19 protein-coding genes and 3 pseudogenes are annotated in these 20,912 nt (G+C 69.7%); 13 read left to right on the top strand and 9 right to left on the bottom strand.

The genetic code is table 11. The features are described from left to right. Positions 1–396: 396 nt before the first annotated feature. Entirely contained in the window at positions 397–780 is a 384-nt protein-coding gene (locus ACZ7P3_RS13765) for a hypothetical protein (RefSeq protein ID WP_472081124.1), read from the bottom strand. A 514-nt stretch (positions 781–1,294) separates the two neighbouring features. After that, entirely contained in the window at positions 1,295–1,540 is a 246-nt protein-coding gene (locus ACZ7P3_RS13760; protein ID WP_472081123.1) for a hypothetical protein, read from the bottom strand. A 565-nt stretch (positions 1,541–2,105) separates the two neighbouring features. Here ACZ7P3_RS13760 and ACZ7P3_RS13755 point away from each other — a divergent pair. Beyond that, on the top strand, positions 2,106–2,264 hold the full coding sequence (locus ACZ7P3_RS13755; protein ID WP_472081122.1) for a hypothetical protein: 159 nt from the start codon (positions 2,106–2,108) through the stop codon (positions 2,262–2,264). Between the two features lie 300 nt (positions 2,265–2,564). Here the strand turns inward: ACZ7P3_RS13755 and ACZ7P3_RS13750 are convergent, their stop codons facing one another. After that, a complete protein-coding gene (locus ACZ7P3_RS13750; protein ID WP_472081121.1) occupies positions 2,565–3,110 on the bottom strand; it encodes a hypothetical protein in 546 nt (181 codons plus the stop codon). Between the two features lie 1,728 nt (positions 3,111–4,838). Here ACZ7P3_RS13750 and ACZ7P3_RS13745 point away from each other — a divergent pair. Then, positions 4,839–5,033, top strand: a pseudogene (locus ACZ7P3_RS13745) (transposase); the annotation flags it as partial. Here ACZ7P3_RS13745 and ACZ7P3_RS13740 read toward each other — a convergent pair. After that, positions 4,969–5,505, bottom strand: a complete 537-nt coding sequence (locus tag ACZ7P3_RS13740; RefSeq protein ID WP_472082010.1) for a hypothetical protein — start codon at positions 5,503–5,505, stop codon at positions 4,969–4,971. The pseudogene ACZ7P3_RS13745 and the gene ACZ7P3_RS13740 sit on opposite strands and share 65 nt — an antisense overlap. A 17-nt stretch (positions 5,506–5,522) precedes the next feature. Here ACZ7P3_RS13740 and ACZ7P3_RS13735 point away from each other — a divergent pair, with 17 nt between their 5' ends. After that, on the top strand, positions 5,523–6,332 hold the full coding sequence (locus tag ACZ7P3_RS13735) for a hypothetical protein (protein ID WP_472082009.1): 810 nt from the start codon (positions 5,523–5,525) through the stop codon (positions 6,330–6,332). 1,233 nt (positions 6,333–7,565) lie between these two features. Beyond that, a complete protein-coding gene (locus tag ACZ7P3_RS13730) occupies positions 7,566–7,703 on the top strand; it encodes a hypothetical protein (RefSeq protein ID WP_472081120.1) in 138 nt (45 codons plus the stop codon). 48 nt (positions 7,704–7,751) lie between these two features. Here ACZ7P3_RS13730 and ACZ7P3_RS13725 read toward each other — a convergent pair whose 3' ends face one another. Both ACZ7P3_RS13725 and ACZ7P3_RS13720 read right to left on the bottom strand, forming a co-directional pair. Further along, positions 7,752–8,174 carry a hypothetical protein gene (locus ACZ7P3_RS13725; protein WP_472081119.1) on the bottom strand — a complete coding sequence of 141 codons (423 nt, stop codon included), beginning with the start codon at positions 8,172–8,174 and terminating at the stop codon, positions 7,752–7,754. Positions 8,175–8,292: 118 nt separating this feature from the next. Further along, a pseudogene (locus tag ACZ7P3_RS13720) lies at positions 8,293–8,621 on the bottom strand (transposase family protein); the annotation flags it as partial. Between the two features lie 148 nt (positions 8,622–8,769). Between ACZ7P3_RS13720 and ACZ7P3_RS13715 the strand changes: the two are divergent. The 8 genes and pseudogenes from ACZ7P3_RS13715 (at position 8,770) to ACZ7P3_RS13680 (ending at position 17,717) form a co-directional block, all read left to right on the top strand. After that, positions 8,770–10,044 carry a reprolysin-like metallopeptidase gene (locus tag ACZ7P3_RS13715; protein WP_472081118.1) on the top strand — a complete coding sequence of 425 codons (1,275 nt, stop codon included), beginning with the start codon at positions 8,770–8,772 and terminating at the stop codon, positions 10,042–10,044. Between the two features lie 24 nt (positions 10,045–10,068). Beyond that, positions 10,069–11,200, top strand: a pseudogene (locus tag ACZ7P3_RS13710) (IS630 family transposase). 486 nt (positions 11,201–11,686) lie between these two features. Further along, positions 11,687–12,373 (top strand): FadR/GntR family transcriptional regulator, encoded by a 687-nt coding sequence (locus ACZ7P3_RS13705; RefSeq protein ID WP_472081117.1) that lies wholly within the window; start codon positions 11,687–11,689, stop codon positions 12,371–12,373. Next, the gene (locus tag ACZ7P3_RS13700; RefSeq protein WP_472081116.1) at positions 12,370–13,809 is read left to right on the top strand and encodes a hypothetical protein; all 1,440 of its coding nucleotides are present in this window, start codon (positions 12,370–12,372) and stop codon (positions 13,807–13,809) included. The genes ACZ7P3_RS13705 and ACZ7P3_RS13700 overlap by 4 nt, the downstream gene beginning before the upstream one ends. Beyond that, positions 13,806–15,659, top strand: a complete 1,854-nt coding sequence (locus ACZ7P3_RS13695) for a GMC family oxidoreductase (protein WP_472081115.1) — start codon at positions 13,806–13,808, stop codon at positions 15,657–15,659. The genes ACZ7P3_RS13700 and ACZ7P3_RS13695 overlap by 4 nt, the downstream gene beginning before the upstream one ends. A gap of 137 nt (positions 15,660–15,796) precedes the next feature. After that, positions 15,797–16,216, top strand: a complete 420-nt coding sequence (locus ACZ7P3_RS13690; RefSeq protein ID WP_472081114.1) for a hypothetical protein — start codon at positions 15,797–15,799, stop codon at positions 16,214–16,216. 311 nt (positions 16,217–16,527) lie between these two features. Then, positions 16,528–16,821 carry a DUF1905 domain-containing protein gene (locus tag ACZ7P3_RS13685; protein WP_472081113.1) on the top strand — a complete coding sequence of 98 codons (294 nt, stop codon included), beginning with the start codon at positions 16,528–16,530 and terminating at the stop codon, positions 16,819–16,821. A gap of 44 nt (positions 16,822–16,865) precedes the next feature. Beyond that, positions 16,866–17,717, top strand: coding sequence for a YwqG family protein (locus ACZ7P3_RS13680; RefSeq protein ID WP_472081112.1), 852 nt, complete (start codon positions 16,866–16,868; stop codon positions 17,715–17,717). Between the two features lie 121 nt (positions 17,718–17,838). Here ACZ7P3_RS13680 and ACZ7P3_RS13675 read toward each other — a convergent pair whose 3' ends face one another. Genes ACZ7P3_RS13675 through ACZ7P3_RS13665 form a run of 3 tightly spaced genes read right to left on the bottom strand, consistent with a single transcriptional unit; the run spans position 17,839 to position 19,297 of the window. Then, on the bottom strand, positions 17,839–18,312 hold the full coding sequence (locus ACZ7P3_RS13675) for a nuclear transport factor 2 family protein (protein ID WP_472081111.1): 474 nt from the start codon (positions 18,310–18,312) through the stop codon (positions 17,839–17,841). Positions 18,313–18,332: 20 nt separating this feature from the next. Beyond that, the gene (locus tag ACZ7P3_RS13670; protein WP_472081110.1) at positions 18,333–19,067 is read right to left on the bottom strand and encodes an SDR family oxidoreductase; all 735 of its coding nucleotides are present in this window, start codon (positions 19,065–19,067) and stop codon (positions 18,333–18,335) included. Next, entirely contained in the window at positions 19,064–19,297 is a 234-nt protein-coding gene (locus ACZ7P3_RS13665) for an Atu4866 domain-containing protein (RefSeq protein WP_472081109.1), read from the bottom strand. The genes ACZ7P3_RS13670 and ACZ7P3_RS13665 overlap by 4 nt, the downstream gene beginning before the upstream one ends. A 288-nt stretch (positions 19,298–19,585) precedes the next feature. Here ACZ7P3_RS13665 and ACZ7P3_RS13660 point away from each other — a divergent pair, with 288 nt between their 5' ends. Next, positions 19,586–20,419, top strand: a complete 834-nt coding sequence (locus ACZ7P3_RS13660) for a helix-turn-helix transcriptional regulator (protein ID WP_472081108.1) — start codon at positions 19,586–19,588, stop codon at positions 20,417–20,419. The last annotated feature ends 493 nt before the right edge of the window (positions 20,420–20,912 follow it).

Raw genomic sequence — 20,912 nt, 5'->3', positions numbered from 1 at the left:
GGCCAGCGGTCCGCCATGAGGCGACTGTCCTCATCGCAACCCTGTGCGGCGGAGCCGGAGCCGCGGGCACCCCGGCCTCGCCATGAGCAGGAGCGGCCCCCCCGCTGGCACCCTGAACTCCGTGCCGACCAGCAGCGCTTCCGGGCCGCCCGCATTCCTGGGATGGTGCCACGGTCGCAACCTGACTGGATCACACCTGAGGCACCGGACGCAGCCACCGCAGACACCGGGCAGCGTGGGTGGCGGGGCTGCGCACCGACGAGCAGCCGGTCGACTGACCGACGGGCGCCCACCCCGTGGCGGCGGCGGGCGCCGTGCGGGGCCGGCGCCCGCCTGGATGCACGGCTGCTGTCCGGAGTGGTCACGCCAGTGCGGCACCTCGTGGGAGCGCGCGGGCTACCGGTCGGTGTCCTGGTACGGGGAGGCGCAGTAGTCGACGTTGTCGATGACCACGCACGCCGTGAAGAGGATGATCGGATTGCTCCGGATATCGGTGGTTTCGCTGCATTTGTTGTTGTCGTTCTCGTTGAGGTGATACAGCGTCTGAAGGTTTCCGACCTTGCGGTAGTAGCGGACGGCGACCCCGTAGCCATCCCCATAGACGTCGCAGACCCTGACGGCGCCGTTCGCACCGTAGGACACGGCCTTCGCGCGGGTGTGAGCGCCGTAGGCGACGAGGGAGGTGCGGTCGGCGGCCTGCGCCGGCCCCGATAGCGCCAGTGCGCCCAGCAGAGCCGCGCCGGCGGTCAGTGCGCGCCCCGTCTTCCGATACCTGGTCATGATTTTTCCCTTCTCGTCGGCCCGTCGGGCCTGAGGATCCCCCGTGGCGCGTGCCGTCGGGCTGGGCGGGGCCGGTCGAGGTCCTGCCGGGGCGTCGAGCTTTCCGGCCGCGGCTTTGTCAGGGCAGCCCCTGCTGCCACTTCGGACAATCCCGTAGCGTCGCGTCGGCACGATCACGGGGGTGGATTCGGGTGGATTGTTCGATGGGTCGTCGGGAGATTCCACTGGATTCCAGCGCGGGTCCGGTGCAGCAACTGGCCCACGCGCTACGCGAGTTGATGGCGAAAGTCGGCGGTCCGACGTGCCGAGGAACCGACGGAATTCGCTGACCTGCTGAAACGTGGCTCACGAGATGCGCAGGTCCCGCGTTGGGACGTGGAGATTCCCGGCGAATGTGCCTCGCGGCGATGGTCGTCACCAGCGATGGCGTGTCTGCAGCCGGACTGACACCGCGTTGCGGAGGGGAGCAACACGGTGACCAGGAAGGCTGTACGGAACGCCTTCAGCGCCGGTTTCAGACGTTCGGTATCCAGTGTCCCGGAGTGTTCGGGATCCAGTGGGCCGGAGTGACGGCCGTAGTGCCGTCGCTGTGGAAGTTTGCCGGGGCGACTGCCGTAGTGCCGTCGCTGTGGAAGTTCGCCGGGGTGACCGCCGCGATGGGGTCCTGGTACTGGTCGACCGCGGCGACTGCCGGCACTGCAGCGATGGTGGCAATGACACCGGCTGCAACGGTTGCTGTGGCCAGCCGAGAGATCTTCATCCTGACTCCTGTGCGAGTGCGGATCTTCGTCCGTGTCGATCAAGCCCCGAGCCGCTCAGGCTGCCGTCGAACTCGAGGTGCTCCGAGAACCGCGGCGGGCTCCCTCCAGGGCCGCCGGTGGCGGCCCTGGAGGTACTGTCGGTCAGCCGATCAGGCCGGGGAACCAGATGCGTGGGTCGTGGCTCATCGGGTGCTCCTTCCGTGGCGCGGGTCCACCGACGCTGACGCGGTCAGGGGAGGGGCGAAGTGCATGCCAACCATGCTGGGTGCGAGGCCCACGGGATGGGCTCCGCACGGCGACGGAATGGGCGAAACTTGCTTTCATGGCACGTGTATCGGCGGATTCCGTACTGAGCCATGGAACAGCGGCTGGTGGCCGTGCTGCAGTGGTACGACCGCCTCGCCGCGGAGCGGGCGGCCCGCTGGGGCTCATCCCCGCCCGCTTGGGAACCCGCTGCAGTACGAGCGCCGCCAGCCCGGTGACAGCCGCCCGGCCCCGCTGAGCCCACGCGGGCATTCCGTCACCTCACGCGAGGCGCATTGCGTCGGTGCCCCGTACCGGGCGATGGCCGGGCGTGCGGTGTTCTCCGCCTCGTCCCTGGCACACGCGGCATCGCGCCGGGCTCTTCTCTCGCTGCCGCTGCCGCTGCCGCTGCCGCTGCCGCTGCCGCTGCCGCTGCCGCTGCCCCTGGTCTGCGTCGAGGCGTGCGATGGCGACTGGTAGGAGTGGGAGGCGCGCTGGGAGGCGGTGGTGCGGGAGCGGCGCAGTCGCCGCGGGACGATGACGGCGCGGATCCGCCCTATCGGGGCTGGCGTGTTTCGGGTCGGCGGACCGGAAGCTGGTGGACCTGGCTGGTGATCGCCGCCTATGCGCAGTTCCGGCTCGCCCGGCCACTCGCCACCGACCTCCGGCGTCCCCGGGAGAATCCGGCCGAGCCGAACAAGCTGACGTCCGCCCGCGTCGGCATGGGTTCAGGAACCTGTGCGCGAAGACCGGCTCTCGTGGGTCAGATGCCGAGCGGGGTCAGGCGTCGGCCTCGTCCTCCGACCCGGGCGCGTCACCGATGGCGACGCGTAGGTCGTGCATCCCTTGCAGAATGTCGATGAGGGCTTCTTCCGCCCCGCTCAGAGCGTGTCGGGTTCCCTCTGGGTCGCCGCGTTCCGCGTGGAGCTGGGCGCTGAGGGCGTACACCGCTGTCATGACGGCGGCGAAGGCGGCCTCCCGGCCGGGTGGGAGTTCTTCCGCCTCGGGTTCGGAGACCTGCAGTGCGGTGCGCTGCAGCCGGTTCGTCAGGACGTTGACCGCGAAGCCGGGGTCCGCTCCCAGCTGTTCTCCCCAGCCGGCCAACGTTTCGAGGACGTCCTCGATCTCGTCTTCCTCGTTCAGACGGGTTGCGGCGGTGATCTCGAGCTCGGTTTTCGCCAGCAGGCTGCCCAGAAGGTGCAGGCGGTCTTCTTCCTGCGGCCCCTCGGGTCGTTTCTCCGGGTCTGCCACCGGCTCGGCCGCGAGGGCGGCCAGCGCTGCATGGACCTGCACTGCACTTACCGGGCGCTCGCTGCTGGTGCTCACGTCTTCAGCTTCACCCAGCCAAGACGTATTGGCCTGCCCAGACACACGGAATCCATTCGTCGGGAGGCCGTCCTAGTGTCGGTGTCCGCTTCCGGGTGTGAGGTTCCTTGACGCACTGCAAGGGCATGGCAGGGCCCATGACCAGGGCGCGGCGGGCGCCGACGCGGTGGTGGGATGCGGGTGAGTGGGCACGATGACCTCGCAAACCTGGGCATCGGACCGCAAGCGCCTGGTGTCACCCGTGAGGGGGAGGGCTCCTCGGCTGCCGGTCTTGCAGTTGGGGCGGCGCGGCTCGGCAGCCAGGCGCATGCCGCGCCAGCGGCCACGGCATCGACGTCCTCCCTGGCAGCGGCCGTGCGGGGAGCCGGTGTGGCGCAGACCGGTGTGGGCACCGGGGCCGGCGGCTTCTTCGTCGGTCCGGTGGTGGCTGTGGGCTCGGCAGCTTTCGTCGGGGCCGGCGAGGGCTTGGTCGCCGTGGCCGCAGCCGTCGCTTCGGGCGTGTCCGTGGATACTGCGGAGGGGGCACCGGGCGCCGGGGCGGCCGGGGAGTGCGTGGCGCCGGTGCCGGGCGCCGCGCCGAGCTCCTGGCCGTCGTCACCCCGGCAGCCCGTGAGGGCCAGTAGCCCGCACACCGCCAGGGCGGTCAGTGCCGCCGTCCCCCGCGCCCGTCTGCCGTACCCCCGACCGCCTGCATCGTCGTCTCCTCCCGCCGGTTCACCATGGGCGGCACGCTAGCCCCGGCGAATCTGGGAGGGTGAGTGGCCGGATCCCTTCGTCACCTCGCACGGGCCGCGTTGTTGCGGAGTGCGTACCTCCGTTACCTGGCCCGCCAGAGCGGAATCGGCCCGGCACCGGGAGACCAGTCCCTGGCACCTGCTGGACGAGATGGCCAAGACGCTGATGTGATCCCGATGCGAAGAGACTGAGCTTCTCCATAAAAAGCAGGAGCGAAGTGTCAGCGGCTGTTCGATAGTCTCCACGGGAAAGGAGGTGCCAATGGCATTGGTGAAGAAGGGGTCCCGACGCATCACGGTCGACGGCATCTCCTACCGTTGGAGAATCCGGCGAAAGCCGACCTACAGCCAGGCCCTGGCTTGGTGCCCGCTCACCTACGTGGTCGAACTCGCCGACTCACCGGGCAGCACCCTGGTGGTTACAACCAACCACCCCCATCCAGGCAACTGGATGCTCGAGTCGCCAAGCGCGGTCGTCCCCTCCGCAGTCGCTGAGAGTATCCGCTCTGCACGCACCCGCGGATGGGCGCCCAAGAGCCCCGGCTCCCCATTCCACCTGGACCAGTCGGACGGCTTCGTCTCTCCTCACTGACTGACTCCGCACCGAAGGACTCACCACTCAGGGAGCGGTGAGTCCTTCGACTCTCCGCTCCCTACCTTCCTCAGTTGGTTCACTCCGTGAACCAACTGAGACGAAGAGTATCGCTGGGGAAAATTCGGGCTCCGACCGCAGTTCCGTGATGCTCATGGCTGGGTGAGGATCCGGGTCCGGAGAAGTTCGAACGAGGCAGTCGGTGGATGCGGTCCGGCGCCGGATGCCCGGCCTTCTCGGCCAGATGGCGTCCCGCGTGATGGTGTAGGCGATCACCGTGCGGGTGTGCGCGGGCGGGTGCCCGGGGCGTGCATCCGGTGACGGTCTCCGCTCCCTGCGCATAGGGCAGGCCACCGTGCAAATCTCCCTGGTGAACGGCCAGTTCAACCTTGGAGGTGCTCGATGGCCTTGTCCCAGTCTGACCTGCAACGCCTGCAGGAGTCACTACGCATGGCGGACGGCATCGAGCTCGTCCGCAACGTCGCCGAGCGCATGCTGCAGGAGCTGATCGAGGCCGAGCTCAGCGGCCGGATCAGCGCCCAGTGGAACGAGCACACCGAGGCCCGCACCGCCTTCCGCAACGGCCACCGGGAGAAGACTGTACGACCCGGACACCGACGACGTCGTCCAGGCCGAGCTCGGCCTGCTGGAGCAGACCGAGCCCCGCGACGGGGACGAAGCTGTCCGCGGCGAACTCATCCGGCGTGCCGGCGGGTACGTCCAGGCCGATGTCGACGCCTGGCTCGCCCACGCCCTGGCTGCGCACCTCGGGCACCACCGCGACCCGGCTGTCCGCGAGGCCGCGGCTGGCCTTCTCAACCCGCCGGTCCTCGCGCACGCCGCGCTGCTCGCCGAACTCACCCGCTTGGTCCCCGGCGTCGACGTCGACCAGCTGGCGTTCGCGGCCCGGTTTGCCACCACCGAGTCCGAAGCCGCCGGTGCCCTCGCCGTGTTCCTCGCCAGCGTCCGGTCTTACTGGCTCTAGCAAAAGCCGTTCAGCCCCGGAACCGGGTGCCCATCGGCGGCGTCTATGGCGCCGCAAGTGCACAGCACCGTCGGCATCGACCATCTGAGGGAGCATCCGCGATGACCTGGAGAGCCTGGAGAACCTGGAGAGCACTGATCGCGAGTCTGGCTGTACTCATCGGCCTGACCGCCGCCGGAACTTTGCCCGCCTTCGCCGGCATTGATGGGCGGGATCCCTGGATCGACCAGCACTGCGGCATAGACACCATCGGGAGCGGTAAGACGACCATCGCCGTGCCCGTGGACCGGCTCAGCCTGAATTTCGAATCCATCGGGCACGACCCCGCCGGGTCCAAGATCACCGTCGTCTACACCATCCCCGGCACCAGTAAATACGGCACCCTCTTCGGCCAGTACGACCCCGCCAGGGCAAACGCCGTCTTCAACTACACGATCGACTACCCGCCCGCCGACTCGACGCTGAGCATCAGCTTCGAGATCGCCTGGCCCGACGGCACCTACTACAGCGAAACGCTGACGCGCCCCCTGCTCCACTGCACGCGGGACAACACGAGCGAGGTCGACAAAAGGTGGTGGCAGGACCCCGCCCCCGTCACCGTCTTCCAGCAGTGCACCACCGTCGGCGCATGGCCGTTCTCCGTCCGCGCGGTGGACGTGACCGTGCGCCGCTCGCACGACGAGCCCGTCTCCGCGGGAGTGCCGGTCTGGACCGACTACTGGATCTCCGGCAAGAAGGGCTACACCTCGGGAGCGTCCGGCACCACCGATTCCACCGGTGACTCCTGGCAGACGTTCAGGCTGGTCGCCCCGCCCACCGAAGCCGAACTCGACATCGTGTCGACCCTCCGGGACACCTCCTCCTCCCCCTACTCCTGGCCCGTGCACACCTGGGTTCCGATCGCCTGTTGACCGGACGGAGTCACTGGGGTGCGCTGACCCAGTAAGCAGCGCTCCGCCCATACGCGGGGAGCAGGCCCGCCCGTGATCACGGAGGGTGGCTGTCACGCTGTCACCCTCCCGTTTGTCACGCGTCCCGATCCGGTTGTCACGTTGCGGTGTCACGCTGGCGATTTGGCCCGGAGTCACGGGCCCGGCACCGGTTGTGAGCCACCGTGCCGATCAGCGTGACACCTGTCCCAGAGCGGCTAAGGTCCGCATCCGGATCCGATCCGCCATCGCCCGCTGAACAGTTCGCCGATCTGGCTGCGTCGTCGAGCAGGGACCAGGACCCAGGTGGCCCCTTCGACACCCCCAGAACCTGGGTCCCTGGGTCCGGAGACCGGTGTTTTCCCTGGTGGCCGCGGGAAATGGGCCGGAAGCTGGGTCCACCTGGGTCCTGGGTCCGCGCCCTGCTGATGGACGTGGCCTCAACAGGCCGCAGCCCGCGGGGCGACCTCCGCGTGGTGGCAACGTCCCGCGGCTACTGCAAATCCCCCGCTCAAGGCCTGTTGCCTCGCTCGACACCCGGCCTTGCACCTCAGCCCCGGTGTAGCCCGCCTCCACCAGAGAGGTCGGCGCCCCGTACAACACGGCCTGCAACACCCGGGTGCAACAGAGCCCGTGTTGCAGCCCTGACCTGGCAACTCTCCACCCAGTCGGAACCGGGCGCCTGTTGCACCCGGGTGTTGCAGTCCACCGGCCGAGTTCGGACCCGGGCCAGCCGAGTACGGCCTTGCACCCCAATGTAGGTAGGTACTTGTAGTTCCTATGTGCGGGTTGTAGATCTCCCCCCTGAGAGCAACAGCTCGCCCGCGGGCACCCGTCATCTACCGCTCTCTTGCACCGCTGCCCGTCGCCGCGCCCGCCCACATGATCTTTCCCGGCCCTGTGTGGCCCTCTGTGGCCTTCTGGCGCCCTGTCCAGCCCTCGCGGTGATCAATGCCTCCCAGGCGCTCACAGCGGCGTACAGCGCCTCGCGAATTCGCACAGCGTCGTCAATCTGGAGGAGCTGGCACCCGGCAGACCACCCACGCGGGCCTACTCGCCGCCGGCCTCTCCGCCATTCCCGGCCACCAGCTCTGCTCTCAGGGGGAGAGATCTGCAACCCGCGCATAGGTACTACGAGTACTTACCTACATTGGGGTGCAAGGCGGCTCCCCGCGGCCCGGTCGCGAGCCTCGGTAGCAATCAGGTGCAGCAGACGTGCTGCTCGCTGCTGCAGTTGATGCCCTTGGCGGTGAAGGGTGCAAGGCGACTCTGCTGCTCGGGCTGCTGCTGATCTGCCGGGGTGCAGCGCAGCATTCGCACGACCGGGGCGGCGCACTGCTGCTGCTCGTGTAGCAGGGTTGACCTCACCGGTGCAGCGGGCGGCCGCTGCATCCGGAGCGTCTACGGGTTCGCGCCTGCTGCCACCGGGGCGCCCTCGCCCCTGCTGCTGCACGCCCGCAGCGCGCAGTCGAAGAACACGTCGATGTCGGCGCCGGCGTCCCGGCGTGTGATCTCGTACGCCGCCTTCGTCGCCTCGAAGGCGGCTACTACGGGGAGAGTGGGCGCCTGGTGCGCCTCGGTCTCCACGTCCAGGTACATGGCGAAGCCGAAGTTGTGGGCGCGGTTCCGCTCCGCGGTCACCACCTTCTGGTGGGCCTTGCGGGCCGCCTCGAACCACCGCGTGGCGGCGTCCGTGCTCAGAGCGTTGACGACGATCGCGAAGAACGGGGTCACCTGCTGCGCGCTCTCGGGCCAGCTGCTGGTGGGTGAGCCGAAGCGGTTGCCCAGCTCCTGGGTGAGATGGAAACCGAAGTTGTGCGTCACTGCGTACTCGTACCGCGTGGGACAGCACCCGAGCAGGGCGGCGCGCGACACCACGTCCCAGGAACCCCCATACGGGCTGTCCTGCCTGCGGCGTCTCCCCTCCAGGGGAGGGTCCGGCACCCGTCCCATCGCATGTTCTGGAGACAGTCCCTAGTACCGCATCAGGCAACGTTCGCCTTCTTCTTGGGGCGCGCAGCAAGCCGGACGCGCAGTCGGCGAGCAGGTCAAAAGCAGCGGCTGCGCAGGCGTGGGCGGTGCCGGGGGAGAGGACGAAGCCGACCGCAAGTTGGGCCAGGGTGTCGTACCTGCGCAGGTACACCAGGCCGACCAGGGCACGTTGGTGCGGCGGGGATTGCAGCGGCGGTCACCCTCACGGGTGACGATGAGCATGGCGACCAACTCGACCAGGGCGTGCGGCAGGTCAAGTGCGGCAGGATAGGAACCCACGAGGCGCCCGGGCTAGTGGGTCGAGACTTCCACACCTTCCTCAACCGCACGGGGGGCTTCGTGCGTTGCGGGCACCGACGTCATCACCCGATCAGTGGCCGCGCTGAAAGGGCTCACTGAGGCTGGCACTCGACTCAAGGACGGTCACATGCGGAAGTCCATCATGGCCTGCGTCCTGGGCTCAGCTCTTGCCGCCGGCCTCTGCGCAGTCACAGGGCCTGCATCTGCGGAGCTGAATGGCTCACCACTGCGCGCCGCAGGGCTGCCGCTCTTCAGCGACATGGCCCCCTCCGGCACTCCGGGCGAGTACCTCGGGCGGGTGCAGTACGGCAACCTGCGTACCTTCTTGTGCACCGACCAAACGGAGAGGGCACAGGTCGCGCTCACAAACAAGCTGACCCTGTCGGCAGGAACGGGCTCCAGGACCCGTGAAGCCGATGAAGTCTTCTGGGAATCCACCGAACCTGCCTCTACCGGACAACTGGACGTCGAGATCGCCCTCACTGCCGCCCACCTGTGCGCAGGCCAGGGACCAGTCGTGATCGCGGGAGACGTCATGTACGGCAACCGCGCTTTCCGGATCACCAGCAGCGGCACAGCAGGCGACGAGGTAAGAGTCGCCGAAGTTCCCGAGGACGGCGAGGGCAACGACGACGAAGCCGTAGCGCCTCAGGACACGGGCCAGGTCATCCGAACCAAGGCCGCTCGCTCACCGCAGGCCGCCGCTGCAACTCCGGTGGTCAACCTCATGATCCTCTATACCCAGGCCACAGAGGACGCCCTCGGTGGACCCGCCGCCACGCGGACCGCTCTTCATAACGAGGTCAGCCGCCTCAACCAAGCACTGGCCCGCAGCGGCGTCACCGGCCGGGTCCGCACGGTCCACCTCGCCAAGCTGACTAACTACGTCAACGCCCCCACGGCCAAAGGCGACCTCGACCGCCTCTACGCGCCGAAGGACGGATACCTCGACGGCGTTCCAGCTCTCCGCAACAAATACAACGCGGACTTGGTGACACTCGTCGCCCCGAACTACCAGGGGGGGACCGGCGGCATGGCGCGCCGCGTCGATCCCACAGCCCAGACAGCCGGGCAGGCATACAGCGACATCGCTGTCGGAAAGCTCCCCGTCATGGGCATGGCCCACGAGATCGCCCACACCATGGGCGCGGTCCATGACTGGAAGACGACCCCTATCCGCAGCAAGCTGTACCCGGCCAACCACGGCTACGTTGCCGCCAGTGGCAAATGGCGCGACATCATGTCCTACCCCGGCGCATGCGGTGGATGTGAACGCATCGCCTACTTCTCCAACCCCAACCTCACCTACGAAGGCGAACCGCTGGGAGCAGGCGGCAACCGACCGGCAAATCTTGCCCGCGTCTTCAACACCACCATGCCCATCGTCGCCCGCTACCGATAGCGCGCACCACGTCAGAATGACTACGTGGCTGAACGCGTGCGGGTCCGTGAGGTCGACGACAACGAGGGACAACGCTTGCTGCGGATCGTCCGCCGGGGCACTGGTTTGGTGGTGACCTGGCGGCGGGCTCAGATGGTGCTGTTATCCGCAGGGCATGCCTGTAGCGAAGATCGCCGAGGTGACGTTCACCAGTCCGGACCGGGTCCGCGATGTGCTCCACAACTTCAACGCGGACGGCTTCGGCTCGCTCTACCCGAAGTACAAGGGTGGCCGGCCGAAGACCTTCACCCTTCCAGAACGCCGGGAGATCAAGAAGATCGCCAAGTCGAGGCCGGCCGACCACAGTCTGCCGTTCTCGACCTGGAGCCTGGCCAAGCTAGCCGACTTCCTGGTCGCCGAGGGGGTGGTCGACGACATCAGCCACGAGGGCCTTCGGGTCCTGCTCCGTGAGGAGGACGTCTCGTTTCAACGTGTGAAGACCTGGAAGACCTCACGCGATCCTGACTACGCGGCCAAGAAGGCCCGTGTCGAATACCTCTACGCGATCGCTGACGGTGAGGTCATACCCGAGGAAGGCGAGCCCGAAGTCATCTTCTGCGTGAATGAGTTCGGACCGCTCAGCCTCCAGCCGCACCCAGGTCGGCACTGGGCCGAACGCGGCGGTAGGCACAAGGACCCCAATCGCGATCCCCGGCCTCGCCGCCGGGCGACCTACACCCGCCCGCAGGGGGTCCGGCACTTGTTCGCCGCATACGACTTGGCCAAAGACCAGCTCCATGGGCACATCAAGAAGACCAAGAACCGCTCGAAGTTCCTGGAGTTCTGCCGTTACCTGCGCTCACTGCACCCGATGGACGTGCGCATTGCGATCGTCTGCGAGAACTACTCCCCGCACCTGACGACGAAGCGGTGTCAGCGAGTCGGGACGTGGGCCGCGGCGAAGAACGTGGAGATCGCCTACATCCCGACCAACAGTTCCTGGCTCAAACGGATCGAGGCCGAGTTCACCGCCCTGCGCTACTTCGCGCTGGACGGGACCGACCACGTCAGCCACATGGAGCAGGGCAGCATGATCCGGCGCTACGTCATCTGGCGGAACAAGCATGCTGCCGACGACCGTCTCCGTGAGGTGGTGAACAGGGCGAACGTTGCTTGATGCGGCACTAGCAGTCGTCCAGGCCGGGCTTCGTCCTCGACGAACTAGCAGTCGTCCGGGCCGGAAACCGAGGCCGCCCGCCGCGTGAGCCTTTGCGCGGACGGGTGGCCCGGCTGTCGACCGATGCACCGCTGACGCCGTTGTGCTGCTGACGCCGAGTGCCCCGCTGGCGCTGATGGGCAGCCGACCCCCGGCCTCCCGCCGACGCCGTTGTGCCATTGGCGCCGGGCTTCCCGCTGGCTCCGGCGGCCCGTCCGACCTCCCGTGGCAGACGCGGAAGCTCCATCTCCGGGGCGGGCCAGGTCAGTTCGTACAGGTGGGCACGCCCCCGGCCGGTGATCTGTGCGTGGGCGGGATGACCTGGCGAGCGGTCGCCGCCCGCTCCTCCGTCACCTGGCCGGAGTCGGCCAATCATGGTGCGGGGCGGTTGACTTCACGGACATCCATTGGTTGAGTGGCTCATCCACTGAGCCACTGGAGGACGGCGTGGAGGCACTGCCCCGCGAAACCATCGTCGATGTCCTGGAAGACCGTCTGCGCAAGGACATTCTCAACGGGCGCCATCCGGCGGGCAGTTATCTGCCGCCCGAGCGCACGCTGGCCGACGGCTACGGCGTCACACGCACCACCCTCAAGCACGCGTTCGGGCGTCTCATGCAGGCCGGACTGCTGGAGACCCGGCACGGCGTCGGCACCCGGGTGCGGGACTACCTGCGCCTGGGCGGCGCCGACCTGCTGCCCATGCTCGTGCGGCACAGCCCCGACTGGATCGGTGAGGTCTTCGAAGTGCGGTACAGCATCGGAGCGTTGATCGCGGAGCGGGCCGCGGCCCGGGCGAGCGACCGGCAACGGGCCGAGCTGCGCACGCTGCTGACAGCCGTCGGCGAAGCGGCAGACGCCGACGCCGTACAGCTCGCGGACATCGAGGTCCACCGGGCCCTCGCCCGCGCCACCGGCAACCGTGTCTACGTCCTGCTGACCAACACCCTCTTCAACGCCTATCTGCCGGTACGCGCCGCCCTCAAGGGGCCGTTCGTCGACGCACGGGCGGCGCACGGGCGACTGGAGCCGGTCGTGCACGCGGTGCAGACCGGCGACGAGTCCGCCGCCCGGCGGGCGGCCGAGCAGTATCTGACGGCAACCGAGAGGATCATGCTGGAGGGCCTCGGATGAACGCGGCGACGACCTCACCCACGGGCACGAGCAGCGCCCCGCCCGCTCGCGGCACCGTCTTCCACGAGACGATGCTCGGCACGCTGCACCTCGACGACGAGCACCGGACCCGCCGTGTCCACCTCGATCTGACGGTCTCGGCGGAGCACCGCCTACGGCTCCGCGGCACGACACAGGCCCGGGCCGCCGGCCGGATACGGGTCGCAGGCTGGACCGACGACCCAGGCGCCGAGGGCGAGATGGAGATCTCCCCGCTCTCCCGGCGCAGGATCCGCTACCGCATCACCTTCACGGCCGACGGCCGCCGGCTGACCCTCGACGGCTGGAAGTCCGTCACCCCGCGCCGGCCCGTGACCTCGATGACCGTGCTGCCGTACACCCTCTACGAGGACGGCGCACGGATCGGCACGGGCACCCTTCGTTTTCCGCTCGGCACCCAACTCCTGCCGTTCCTTGCGAGCTTCCGGTTCCCGCGGCGCGAGGATCCCGCCGCGCTCCTCGCACCCCGCTGGCGCGGCGAGCCGGGCCGCACCGAGGTCTGGTACACCACCATCACCGACCCGGACACCGGCAGCGGACTGTGGCTGCACCACGAACTGACCGCGCCGGCCGACGGATCCGAGCCGTACGCGCACGGCTGGGCCGCGGTCTTCCCCAAGGGCGGCCCCGTGCGGCACGCCCGCTTCGGCCCCGCCGAGTGGACCCCCGCGACCTCCGGTTTCACGGCCGACGGGGTCGAGGCCGGACCCGGGCGCCTGTCGGGTTCGGCCGAGGACGGTGCCCTGCGCTGGGACCTGACCGAACGGTCCGCGGACGTACCGCTGTTCACCTTCCCCCGCTGGTCCTGGCGCCGGCCCCTGCTGCCCGCCGCCCAGCTGCTGCCCGCGGCCACGGCCGCCTACGACGGCACCTTCACCCACGACGACACGACGTTGACGCTCACCTCGGCCCCGGGCGCCTCCGCAAGGATCTACGGACACGGCAACGCCCAGCGCTGGGCTTGGCTGCACGCGGACCTCGGCGGCGGAGACGTCCTGGAGATCGTCGCCGCCGTCTCCACCCGTCCCGGCCTGCGCAGGCTTCCTCCGTTGGCCTTTCTCCGGCTGCGCCGGCAGGGCCGCACCTGGCCCCGCCGGCCCGAGCGGCCGGCGGTCGGCTGGGCCGGAGCGGGACGTTTCCGGGCCGGCATCGCCCTGCCCACGTGGACCGTCACCGGCCGCGCGGGCCTGCGCCGCATCCGGGTCGAGGTCACCCAGCCGACGGACCGTACCCTCACCCTCGACTACACCGACCCCGACGGCAGCCGGGCGACGTGCCGCAACAGCGAACGCGCCGACGCGCACGTCCTGCTGGAACGGTGGTGGTTCGGCGGCTGGCGCACCGAGGCCGAGTGGACACTGGAGGGCACCGCACACGCGGAGGTGGGCACCCGATGAAGCTCACCGGCCTCGTGGCCGCCCTCATCGCCGACGACGGCAGCGCCACCTGGCCACGACGCGTACCGGCCCGACTGGAGGCGGTCCTCACCGCGATGCCGCTCGCCGCCCGCGCCGGCCTGCAGGCGGCGGCGCACGCACTCGACGCCTACGCCGTGGCGCGCACAGGACGCACCCTGGGCACACTCACCACGCCCGAGCGGGAGTCCGTGCTGGGGGAACTCGCCGCGCGCCCCGCGCTGCTCCCGCTCATCGACGTGCTCAAGGTGCCCGTCCTCCTGGCGGCCGGAACGGAGCGGATGCTTCAGGACAGCCCCGCGCCGCGAGGCAGCACACCACCCCCGGACCCGCCGCTCGACATGACGCCCGCCCACGCCTGGCCCGCCCGCTCCACCGCCGACGCCGTGGTCATCGGCTCCGGCGCGGGCGGAGCGATGGCCGCGCGGACGCTGGCCCGGGCCGGGCTCGACGTCGTCGTCCTCGAAGAAGGGCACCACCACTCCACCGCCTCCTTCGGCCGGCGCACGCCCCTGGACCGCTTCACCGAGCTCTACCGGGACGGCGGAGCGAGCGTCGCGGTCGGCAACCCGCCGGTGCTGCTGCCGACGGGCCGAGCCGTCGGCGGCACCACGATCGTCAACGCCGGCACCTGCTACCGCACTCCGGACCACGTCCTCGACCACTGGAGCAAGGACTTCGGATTCACGCCCGCGGACGGATTCGACCGGTATCTGGACGAGGCCGAGCGCACCCTTCGGGTCGCCGCCCAGCCCGTCGACGTCCTCGGCGCCAACGGCCGTATCGCGCTCGCCGGCGCCCGTGAACTGGGCTGGCAGGCCGCGCCCCTGCGCCGCAACGCGCCCGGCTGCCGGGGCTCCTGCCAGTGCGTGGTGGGCTGCCCGACCGGCGCCAAACAGAGCGTGCAGCTCTCCGTGCTGCCCGATGCCTGCGCCGCCGGAGCCCGCATCGTGACCGGTGCACGGGTCGAGCGCCTGCTGGTCGACCCGGACGGTCCCGGCGGGCCGCGTGCGTCCGGGGTGCGCGTAGTGCGGCACGCCGGTGGATCCGAACCCGGCAGCGCGTTCGAGATCCTCGCGCCCCTGGTCGTCGTCGCGGCGGGCGCGCTGCAGACTCCACCGCTGCTGCGCCGCTCCGGACTCGGTCGACACCCCCGGCTCGGACAGAACCTCAGCATCCACCCGGCCACCAGCGTCGCCGGACGCTTCGCTCAACCGGTCACCGCATGGAAGGGCGTGCTGCAGAGCGTCGGAGTGGAGGAGCACCACGCACAGGGCGTCCTCATCGAAGCCACGGCCACCCCGCCGGGGATGGGCTCCTTCATCCTGCCCGGACTGGGCGGCGAACTCCGCCGCGAACTGGAGAGCAGCGACCGGCTCGCCACGCTCGGCGCGATGATCGCGGACCGGCCCTCCGGCCGTGTCCTCGGCCGCGGACGCACGCTGGTCCGCTACGACCTCGACCGCCGTGACGCAGGCCGTCTCGTGCGAGCCGTGCGCGCCATGGGCGAGCTGCTGTTCGCCGCCGGCGCGGAGGAGGTACTCACCGGCATCCCGAGCACGCCCCGCGTACGCAGCCTCGCGGAACTGGACACCGTACTCGACGGCATCAGCGCGCGGCAGCTCCACCTGTCGGCCTACCACCCCACCGGCACGGTCGCCGCGGGTGCAGATCCCGAGCGCTTCCCCCTCGACCCGTGGGGCCGGCTCCGTGGAGTGCACGGGGTAGTGGTCGCGGATGCCTCGGTGCTTCCCAGCTGCCCGCAGGTGAACCCCCAGTTGAGCATCATGGCGGCGGCCCAGGCGATCGCGGAGGAATCACTGCGCACATGAAGCCTGGGCGGGAGGCTCCGACTGCGGGCAGGCCCTGGCGGGTCCGCTGGTCGGCTGCGTCGGAGCCCCTGCGACGCTTCTGGTGAGTTCGCTCGGGATGACCGTCTCGGGTGTGCTCGCGCTCGGTATCCGCAAGCGTGAACCGATCCCGGAGCCGGGTGAACGCCTACGACTGGGCCGCGACATCAAAGAGGCTGAGCCATGTCCTCAAGCATCCCGCCCTGCGGGCCATCATGCTGGGCGACGCGATGTTCAACCTCTTCCTGGTCATGTACCAAGCCATGCTGCTGGTCTTCCTGGAGAGGGAGACGGGACTCGATTCCTCCGGCATCGGCCTCGTCTGCGGCGCACTGCTGGGCGCACTGTCGGCACCTCGGATCTCGAAGCGGTTCGGAGAGGGCCCGGTCATCTGGCTCGCGCCGCTGGTCACCTGTCCGCTGGCGGCCCTGATGCCATGGGCGCGACCGGGTTGGAGCCTCTACGCGGCTGCCACCGGACTCGCGGCCCTCTCGCTCGGGGGAGTCGTACGCTTCGTGGCTCAGTCGAACTTCCAGTAAGCCCTCACACCGGATCGACTCCTGGGCCGGATGAGCGCGACAGCCCGATTCGTGTCCTGGGGCGGCCTCCCGCTGGGCGGAGTCCTGGGCGGCGCCGCGGCTCCGCGTTCGGAGCGCGAGCCACCTTGTGGATCGGCGCCGCCGGCATGACGGCGAGCTTCCTTCCCACCTTCCTGTCACCACTGCGCACCATGCGCACAACGCCCGAAGAGCGAGTTCCCGAAGCCGCGCGTTGAGTGGGCCCCGCCGCACCACGAGACTCCTGTACGGCCAGTCGAAGACGGGCTCCCCGCAACAGGCAGACTGACCTCATGGAGTTCACTTTTTCCGGCCGGGTGATCGAGTGGCGCGGCCCGCCGCCCTACTACTTCGTCCCCGTGCCCGACGAGGAGTCCGCCGACATCCGCGAGGTGGCGGCCATGGCCACCTACGGCTGGGGCGTGATCCCCGTCCGGGCCCGGATGGGCGAGATCGCCTTTGAGACATCACTCTTCCCGAAGGACGGCAGCTACCTGCTGCCGCTCAAGGCGGCCGTGCGCAAGCCGCACAGCCTGTCGGCCGGGGACGAGGTCAGGGTGGAGATGGCCGTCCGTCTCCAGCCCTGAGACCGGCGCGCGGCGCTTCTCCGCCGAGCGGGGACAATCGCACGATGACGCGAACCACCGGGGCCCCGCCCTCCGATCTCGCCCAGGTCGTACCAGGCATGGGCGCCCATGCCCGTACGACGGTGCGGTTGCACCCCCGGCCGGGCGCACCCGGCCCCGAAGACAGCCACATAGGGGGTCCCCTGTTGTGGCCGGCCTCGGAACCATGGCCACGGTGCGAAGCCCCGGACTGTGACCAGTACGAAGGCATCCCGATGGTCGCGGTCGCCCAACTGAAGGCCGCGCACTTTCCGGAGATCGCGTTTCCGCCCGGGACCGACCTGCTCCAGATCCTGTGGTGTGTCGGCTACCACTGCTGCCCGCAGGATGCCCCCTGCCACGTGGTCTGGCGGCGCTCCGCGGACGTGACCACGACCCTGGGCGAGCCGCCGGTACCGGACCTGGAGGGCGAACTGCCCGGCTTCTACGAGAGTTCGATTCCCCGCCCGTGCGTACTGCACCCCGAGCGCATCGTCGAGTACCCCTGGCACGAGGAACTGCCGGGTGACCTCAAGGCCCGGCTCTGGGCCTCCGACGCGAGCAGAGTCCTCTACGAGGAGGTGGCGACGGCGCCCGGCTTCAAGGTCGGCGGCAGCATGGACTGGTCCGTGAGCGACATGCCGAAGCTGGACTGCATCGACTGCGGCGCACGCACCGTTCTCCTCCTCCAGGCCGACAACTTCGAGGGCGACGGTCGCTGGTGCCCGCTCGAAGACCGTCACCTCGTGTACGGGTCACCCGGATACGAGGAACGAAGCGAGCCGACCGGCATGGACTTCGGCCGGGGCGGCAGCCATGGCGGGTTCTTCGTCTGCTCCTCGGACCCGGAACATCCGGTGCTCTTCCACAGCCAATGAGAGCGACCCCGCCGGGTGTATTCCGGCTCCGGGCCGGTGGATCGACTGGCCCGGAGCCCATGCCGGAGGGCGGGTTGGCGGCGCCGCGGCTGCCGGTCCCACCGGTGCGGACGGGGCGTGGTCAGGCGAATGTCCGCAGGGCGCCCTCGCCGTCGGTCCACCGGATGCCGAGCCGCTGGCGGACCAGGAGCCAGCCGTCGGCGCCCCGGCGGAACTCCCAGTCGTAGGCGCCGCCCATGGCGTAGGGCGAGGAGTTCTGCCCGGGCGCGGTGACGGCGACGAACCACATGTAGCCGATGCCCGTCGCCCGGTCTCCCGCTATGTCGACATGCATGTTGAGGATGTGATGCTGCATGCTCGCGTAGGGCGTTTCCGCCTCCTCCACCTTCGCCCGGATCGCGTCCCTGCCCCGGATCGTCTCCCACGGTCCGAACTCCAGCACCGCATCCTCGGCCCAGCATTCGATCCAGGCCTGCCAGTCCTTGCGGTCCAGCGCCCGCCATCCGCGGATCATCAGAGTACGCAGCGCCTCCTTGTCCTCCAGGACCCGCAATCTGCCGACCAGGGCGTCGAATTCGCACACGGTGCGGGGCATGTCTGTTCCCTCCGGGTGGGTCATTGGGCGCTCGCAGCGGGACGGACGACGATTTCGTTGACGTCGACCTGCGCAGGCTGGGAAACGGCGTAGGCAATGGCCTCCGCGATGGCGGAGGCGGGCAGTGCCACGGCGCGGTAGGCCTTCATGGCCTCCTTGGCAGCGGCGTCGGAGATGCTCTCGGCGAGTTCGGACTCGGTCACGCCGGGGGAGACGAGGGTGACCCGGACGGAGCCGGTGGACTCCTGGCGCAGCCCTTCGGAGATGGCGCGGACGGCGAACTTGGTGGCGCAGTAGACCGCGGCGGTGGAGGAGACCTCGTAGGCGCCCACCGATGCGATGTTCACGAAGTGTCCGCCGCCCTGAGCACGCATCACGGGCAGCGCGGCGGCGATACCGTGCAGGACACCCCGCACGTTCACGTCGATCATGCGGTCCCACTCCTCGGTCCTGAGGGCTTCGAGCGGTGACAGCGGCATGACCCCGGCGTTGTTGACCATCACGTCCACTCGGCCGTGGCGCTCGCGAGCGGCCGAGACGAAGGCCCGCACATCGCCGGCATCCGTGACGTCCAGCCGCTGGAAGCCGGCAGTGCCGCCCGCGGCGGTGATCTCCGCGGCCAGCGCTGCGAGACGGTCGGTGCGCCGGGCTCCGAGGACGAGAGCGTGGCCGTCGGCGGCGAGCCGGCGGGCCGTCGCCTCACCGATCCCGCTGCTCGCCCCGGTGATCGCCACGACCTTGGTGGTGTCCGTCATGCCTGCTGTCCTTCCCGGTGGAGCACCAGGTGCTCGTGATGGAGCACCCCGTCGCGTATGTCGCCCGTCGCGGTGAACCCCGTGTCGTCGACGTAGTCGATGTGGTTCCCGCTCACCGTGTAACGGCCCGTGTACGCGCCGCGCCGGTCACCACGGGCCTCGTCGTGGCGGCCGTCCGCCCGCAGCTCCTGGCGTATGCGACCGTCCGCGGTCACCCACAGACCGACCACGCCGACGTCGACATGGCCGTCCTGCGTGTGTCCTGTCGTATGCCCTGCCGATCGTCGTGCCGTATGCCGTGTTGTGGGTTCTGCCGAAGCTCCTGCCGTGTGCCGTGCCGTATGTCCCGCTGTACTTCCCGCTGTATGTCCTGTCATGGCGGACACTCCTCGCTCTCGGGTGCGGATCCGTCCTGCCCGACCGAGTTTGGGCAGGTCCCGATCCGCCCACCAGGACGTGTGCTGCCCGGGTGCACCGCACCCAGGCGGCCCACCGCCCCCGCGGCCTAGCCTTGGGGCATGACCGACAACCACCTGGGAGAGTTCCTCCGCGCACGCAGGGCGGGTCTGCAACCGCAGGACGTCGGCATGGCGAGCCACGGCCTGCGCAGAGTGACGGGGCTGCGTCGGGAAGAGGTCGCCGTCCTGGCCGGGATGAACGCGGACTACTACACCCGTCTGGAACAGGGGCGTGAGCGCCACCCCTCGGCCCAGGTACTCGACGCACTCGGCCGTGCCCTGCGGCTGGACCCCGACGCCCTCGCCCACCTGCACCGGCTGGCCGGGACGACACCGGGGGACCAGTTCACCCACACCACGGACCGGGTCGGGCCGGCCCTGCGTCAGCTGATGGACGGCTACCCGGGCGCACCGGCCTTCGTCATCAACCGGACCCTGGACATCCTCGCCGCGAACCACCTGGCCCAGGCCCTGCACTCGCCCTTCGAGGAGGCGGACAACCTCGCCCGCATGACCTTCCTCGACCCGGCGGGCCGGCAGTTCTACACACGCTGGAACTGGACGGCCCAGGCCACCGTGGGCCATCTGCGCCAGGCAGCCGGCCTCGACCCGGACGCCCCGCGGCTGCTCGAACTCGTCCGCGTCCTCATCGAGCACAGCGCGGACTTCACCCGCCTGTGGAACACCCATGCCGTGCGCGGCAAGACCCAGGACGCCAAGCACTTCCTCCACCCGGACGTCGGCCCCATGGCCCTCACCTATCAGGCCTTCGACGTACGCGACGCCCCGGGCCAGCAACTCATCGTCTACCAGGCCGAACCCGGCAGCCCCAGCGCCCAGGCCCTGTCCCTGCTCGGCTCCATCCACGCCACGTCGCACCGATCCGCAGGCTAGACGGATCCACGGGCACGGTCCCTCCGAAGCCCTGTCCCGGCCGCCCGACCGTCCGGCCGGACAGGCCGACCGCCGGCGTGCGCACCATCTGCGGGCGCAGGTGTGCGGAACCGTCGTTCAGCCGGGCCCGCCCCAACTGCGCGAGACGATGCGGCCATTTATCGTGCACATGTCCGATGGTGCGTGCGATCATTACGGCTGCGGCCGCTGATCACGGCCGACTGGAAGCTGCCGCTCGGCGGCACGGGGGAACACAACGGGGTGCACTGTCATCTGTACTGAGCCATGCGGAGTGAGCCGCGCCGGAACGTCGACACCCTGCGGCCGGAACGCGTGGTCCGCTGCCGTGACCTTCACCGCGACCTTCACCGCGACCTTTCACGCGGTCCGCGAGCCCGCGGCGCGCGGGGCCGCGGGCGGATGCCGGGACACCGCATGCCGGGCCGCATAGCGGCGCATCGCCGTGTGCAGGACGAGGGCCTGCCCAGCCCAT

The sequence above is a fragment of the Streptomyces sp. NPDC107581 genome, from assembly GCF_055657175.1.
The sequence above is the reverse complement of the archived record's forward strand: the minus strand, read 5'-3'. Positions and strand labels throughout refer to the sequence as shown.

What these genes read in the sequence shown, in the direction of transcription:
- ACZ7P3_RS13765 (WP_472081124.1), bottom strand. Translation starts at nt 780, where the DNA reads ATGACCAGGTATCGGAAGACGGGGCGCGCACTGACCGCCGGCGCGGCT.
- ACZ7P3_RS13760 (WP_472081123.1), bottom strand. Translation starts at nt 1,540, where the DNA reads ATGAAGATCTCTCGGCTGGCCACAGCAACCGTTGCAGCCGGTGTCATT.
- ACZ7P3_RS13755 (WP_472081122.1), top strand. Translation starts at nt 2,106, where the DNA reads ATGGCCGGGCGTGCGGTGTTCTCCGCCTCGTCCCTGGCACACGCGGCA.
- ACZ7P3_RS13740 (WP_472082010.1), bottom strand. Translation starts at nt 5,505, where the DNA reads ATGGTCGATGCCGACGGTGCTGTGCACTTGCGGCGCCATAGACGCCGC.
- ACZ7P3_RS13735 (WP_472082009.1), top strand. Translation starts at nt 5,523, where the DNA reads ATGACCTGGAGAGCCTGGAGAACCTGGAGAGCACTGATCGCGAGTCTG.
- ACZ7P3_RS13715 (WP_472081118.1), top strand. Translation starts at nt 8,770, where the DNA reads ATGCGGAAGTCCATCATGGCCTGCGTCCTGGGCTCAGCTCTTGCCGCC.
- ACZ7P3_RS13700 (WP_472081116.1), top strand. Translation starts at nt 12,370, where the DNA reads ATGAACGCGGCGACGACCTCACCCACGGGCACGAGCAGCGCCCCGCCC.
- ACZ7P3_RS13695 (WP_472081115.1), top strand. Translation starts at nt 13,806, where the DNA reads ATGAAGCTCACCGGCCTCGTGGCCGCCCTCATCGCCGACGACGGCAGC.
- ACZ7P3_RS13685 (WP_472081113.1), top strand. Translation starts at nt 16,528, where the DNA reads ATGGAGTTCACTTTTTCCGGCCGGGTGATCGAGTGGCGCGGCCCGCCG.
- ACZ7P3_RS13680 (WP_472081112.1), top strand. Translation starts at nt 16,866, where the DNA reads ATGACGCGAACCACCGGGGCCCCGCCCTCCGATCTCGCCCAGGTCGTA.
- ACZ7P3_RS13675 (WP_472081111.1), bottom strand. Translation starts at nt 18,312, where the DNA reads ATGCCCCGCACCGTGTGCGAATTCGACGCCCTGGTCGGCAGATTGCGG.
- ACZ7P3_RS13670 (WP_472081110.1), bottom strand. Translation starts at nt 19,067, where the DNA reads ATGACGGACACCACCAAGGTCGTGGCGATCACCGGGGCGAGCAGCGGG.
- ACZ7P3_RS13660 (WP_472081108.1), top strand. Translation starts at nt 19,586, where the DNA reads ATGACCGACAACCACCTGGGAGAGTTCCTCCGCGCACGCAGGGCGGGT.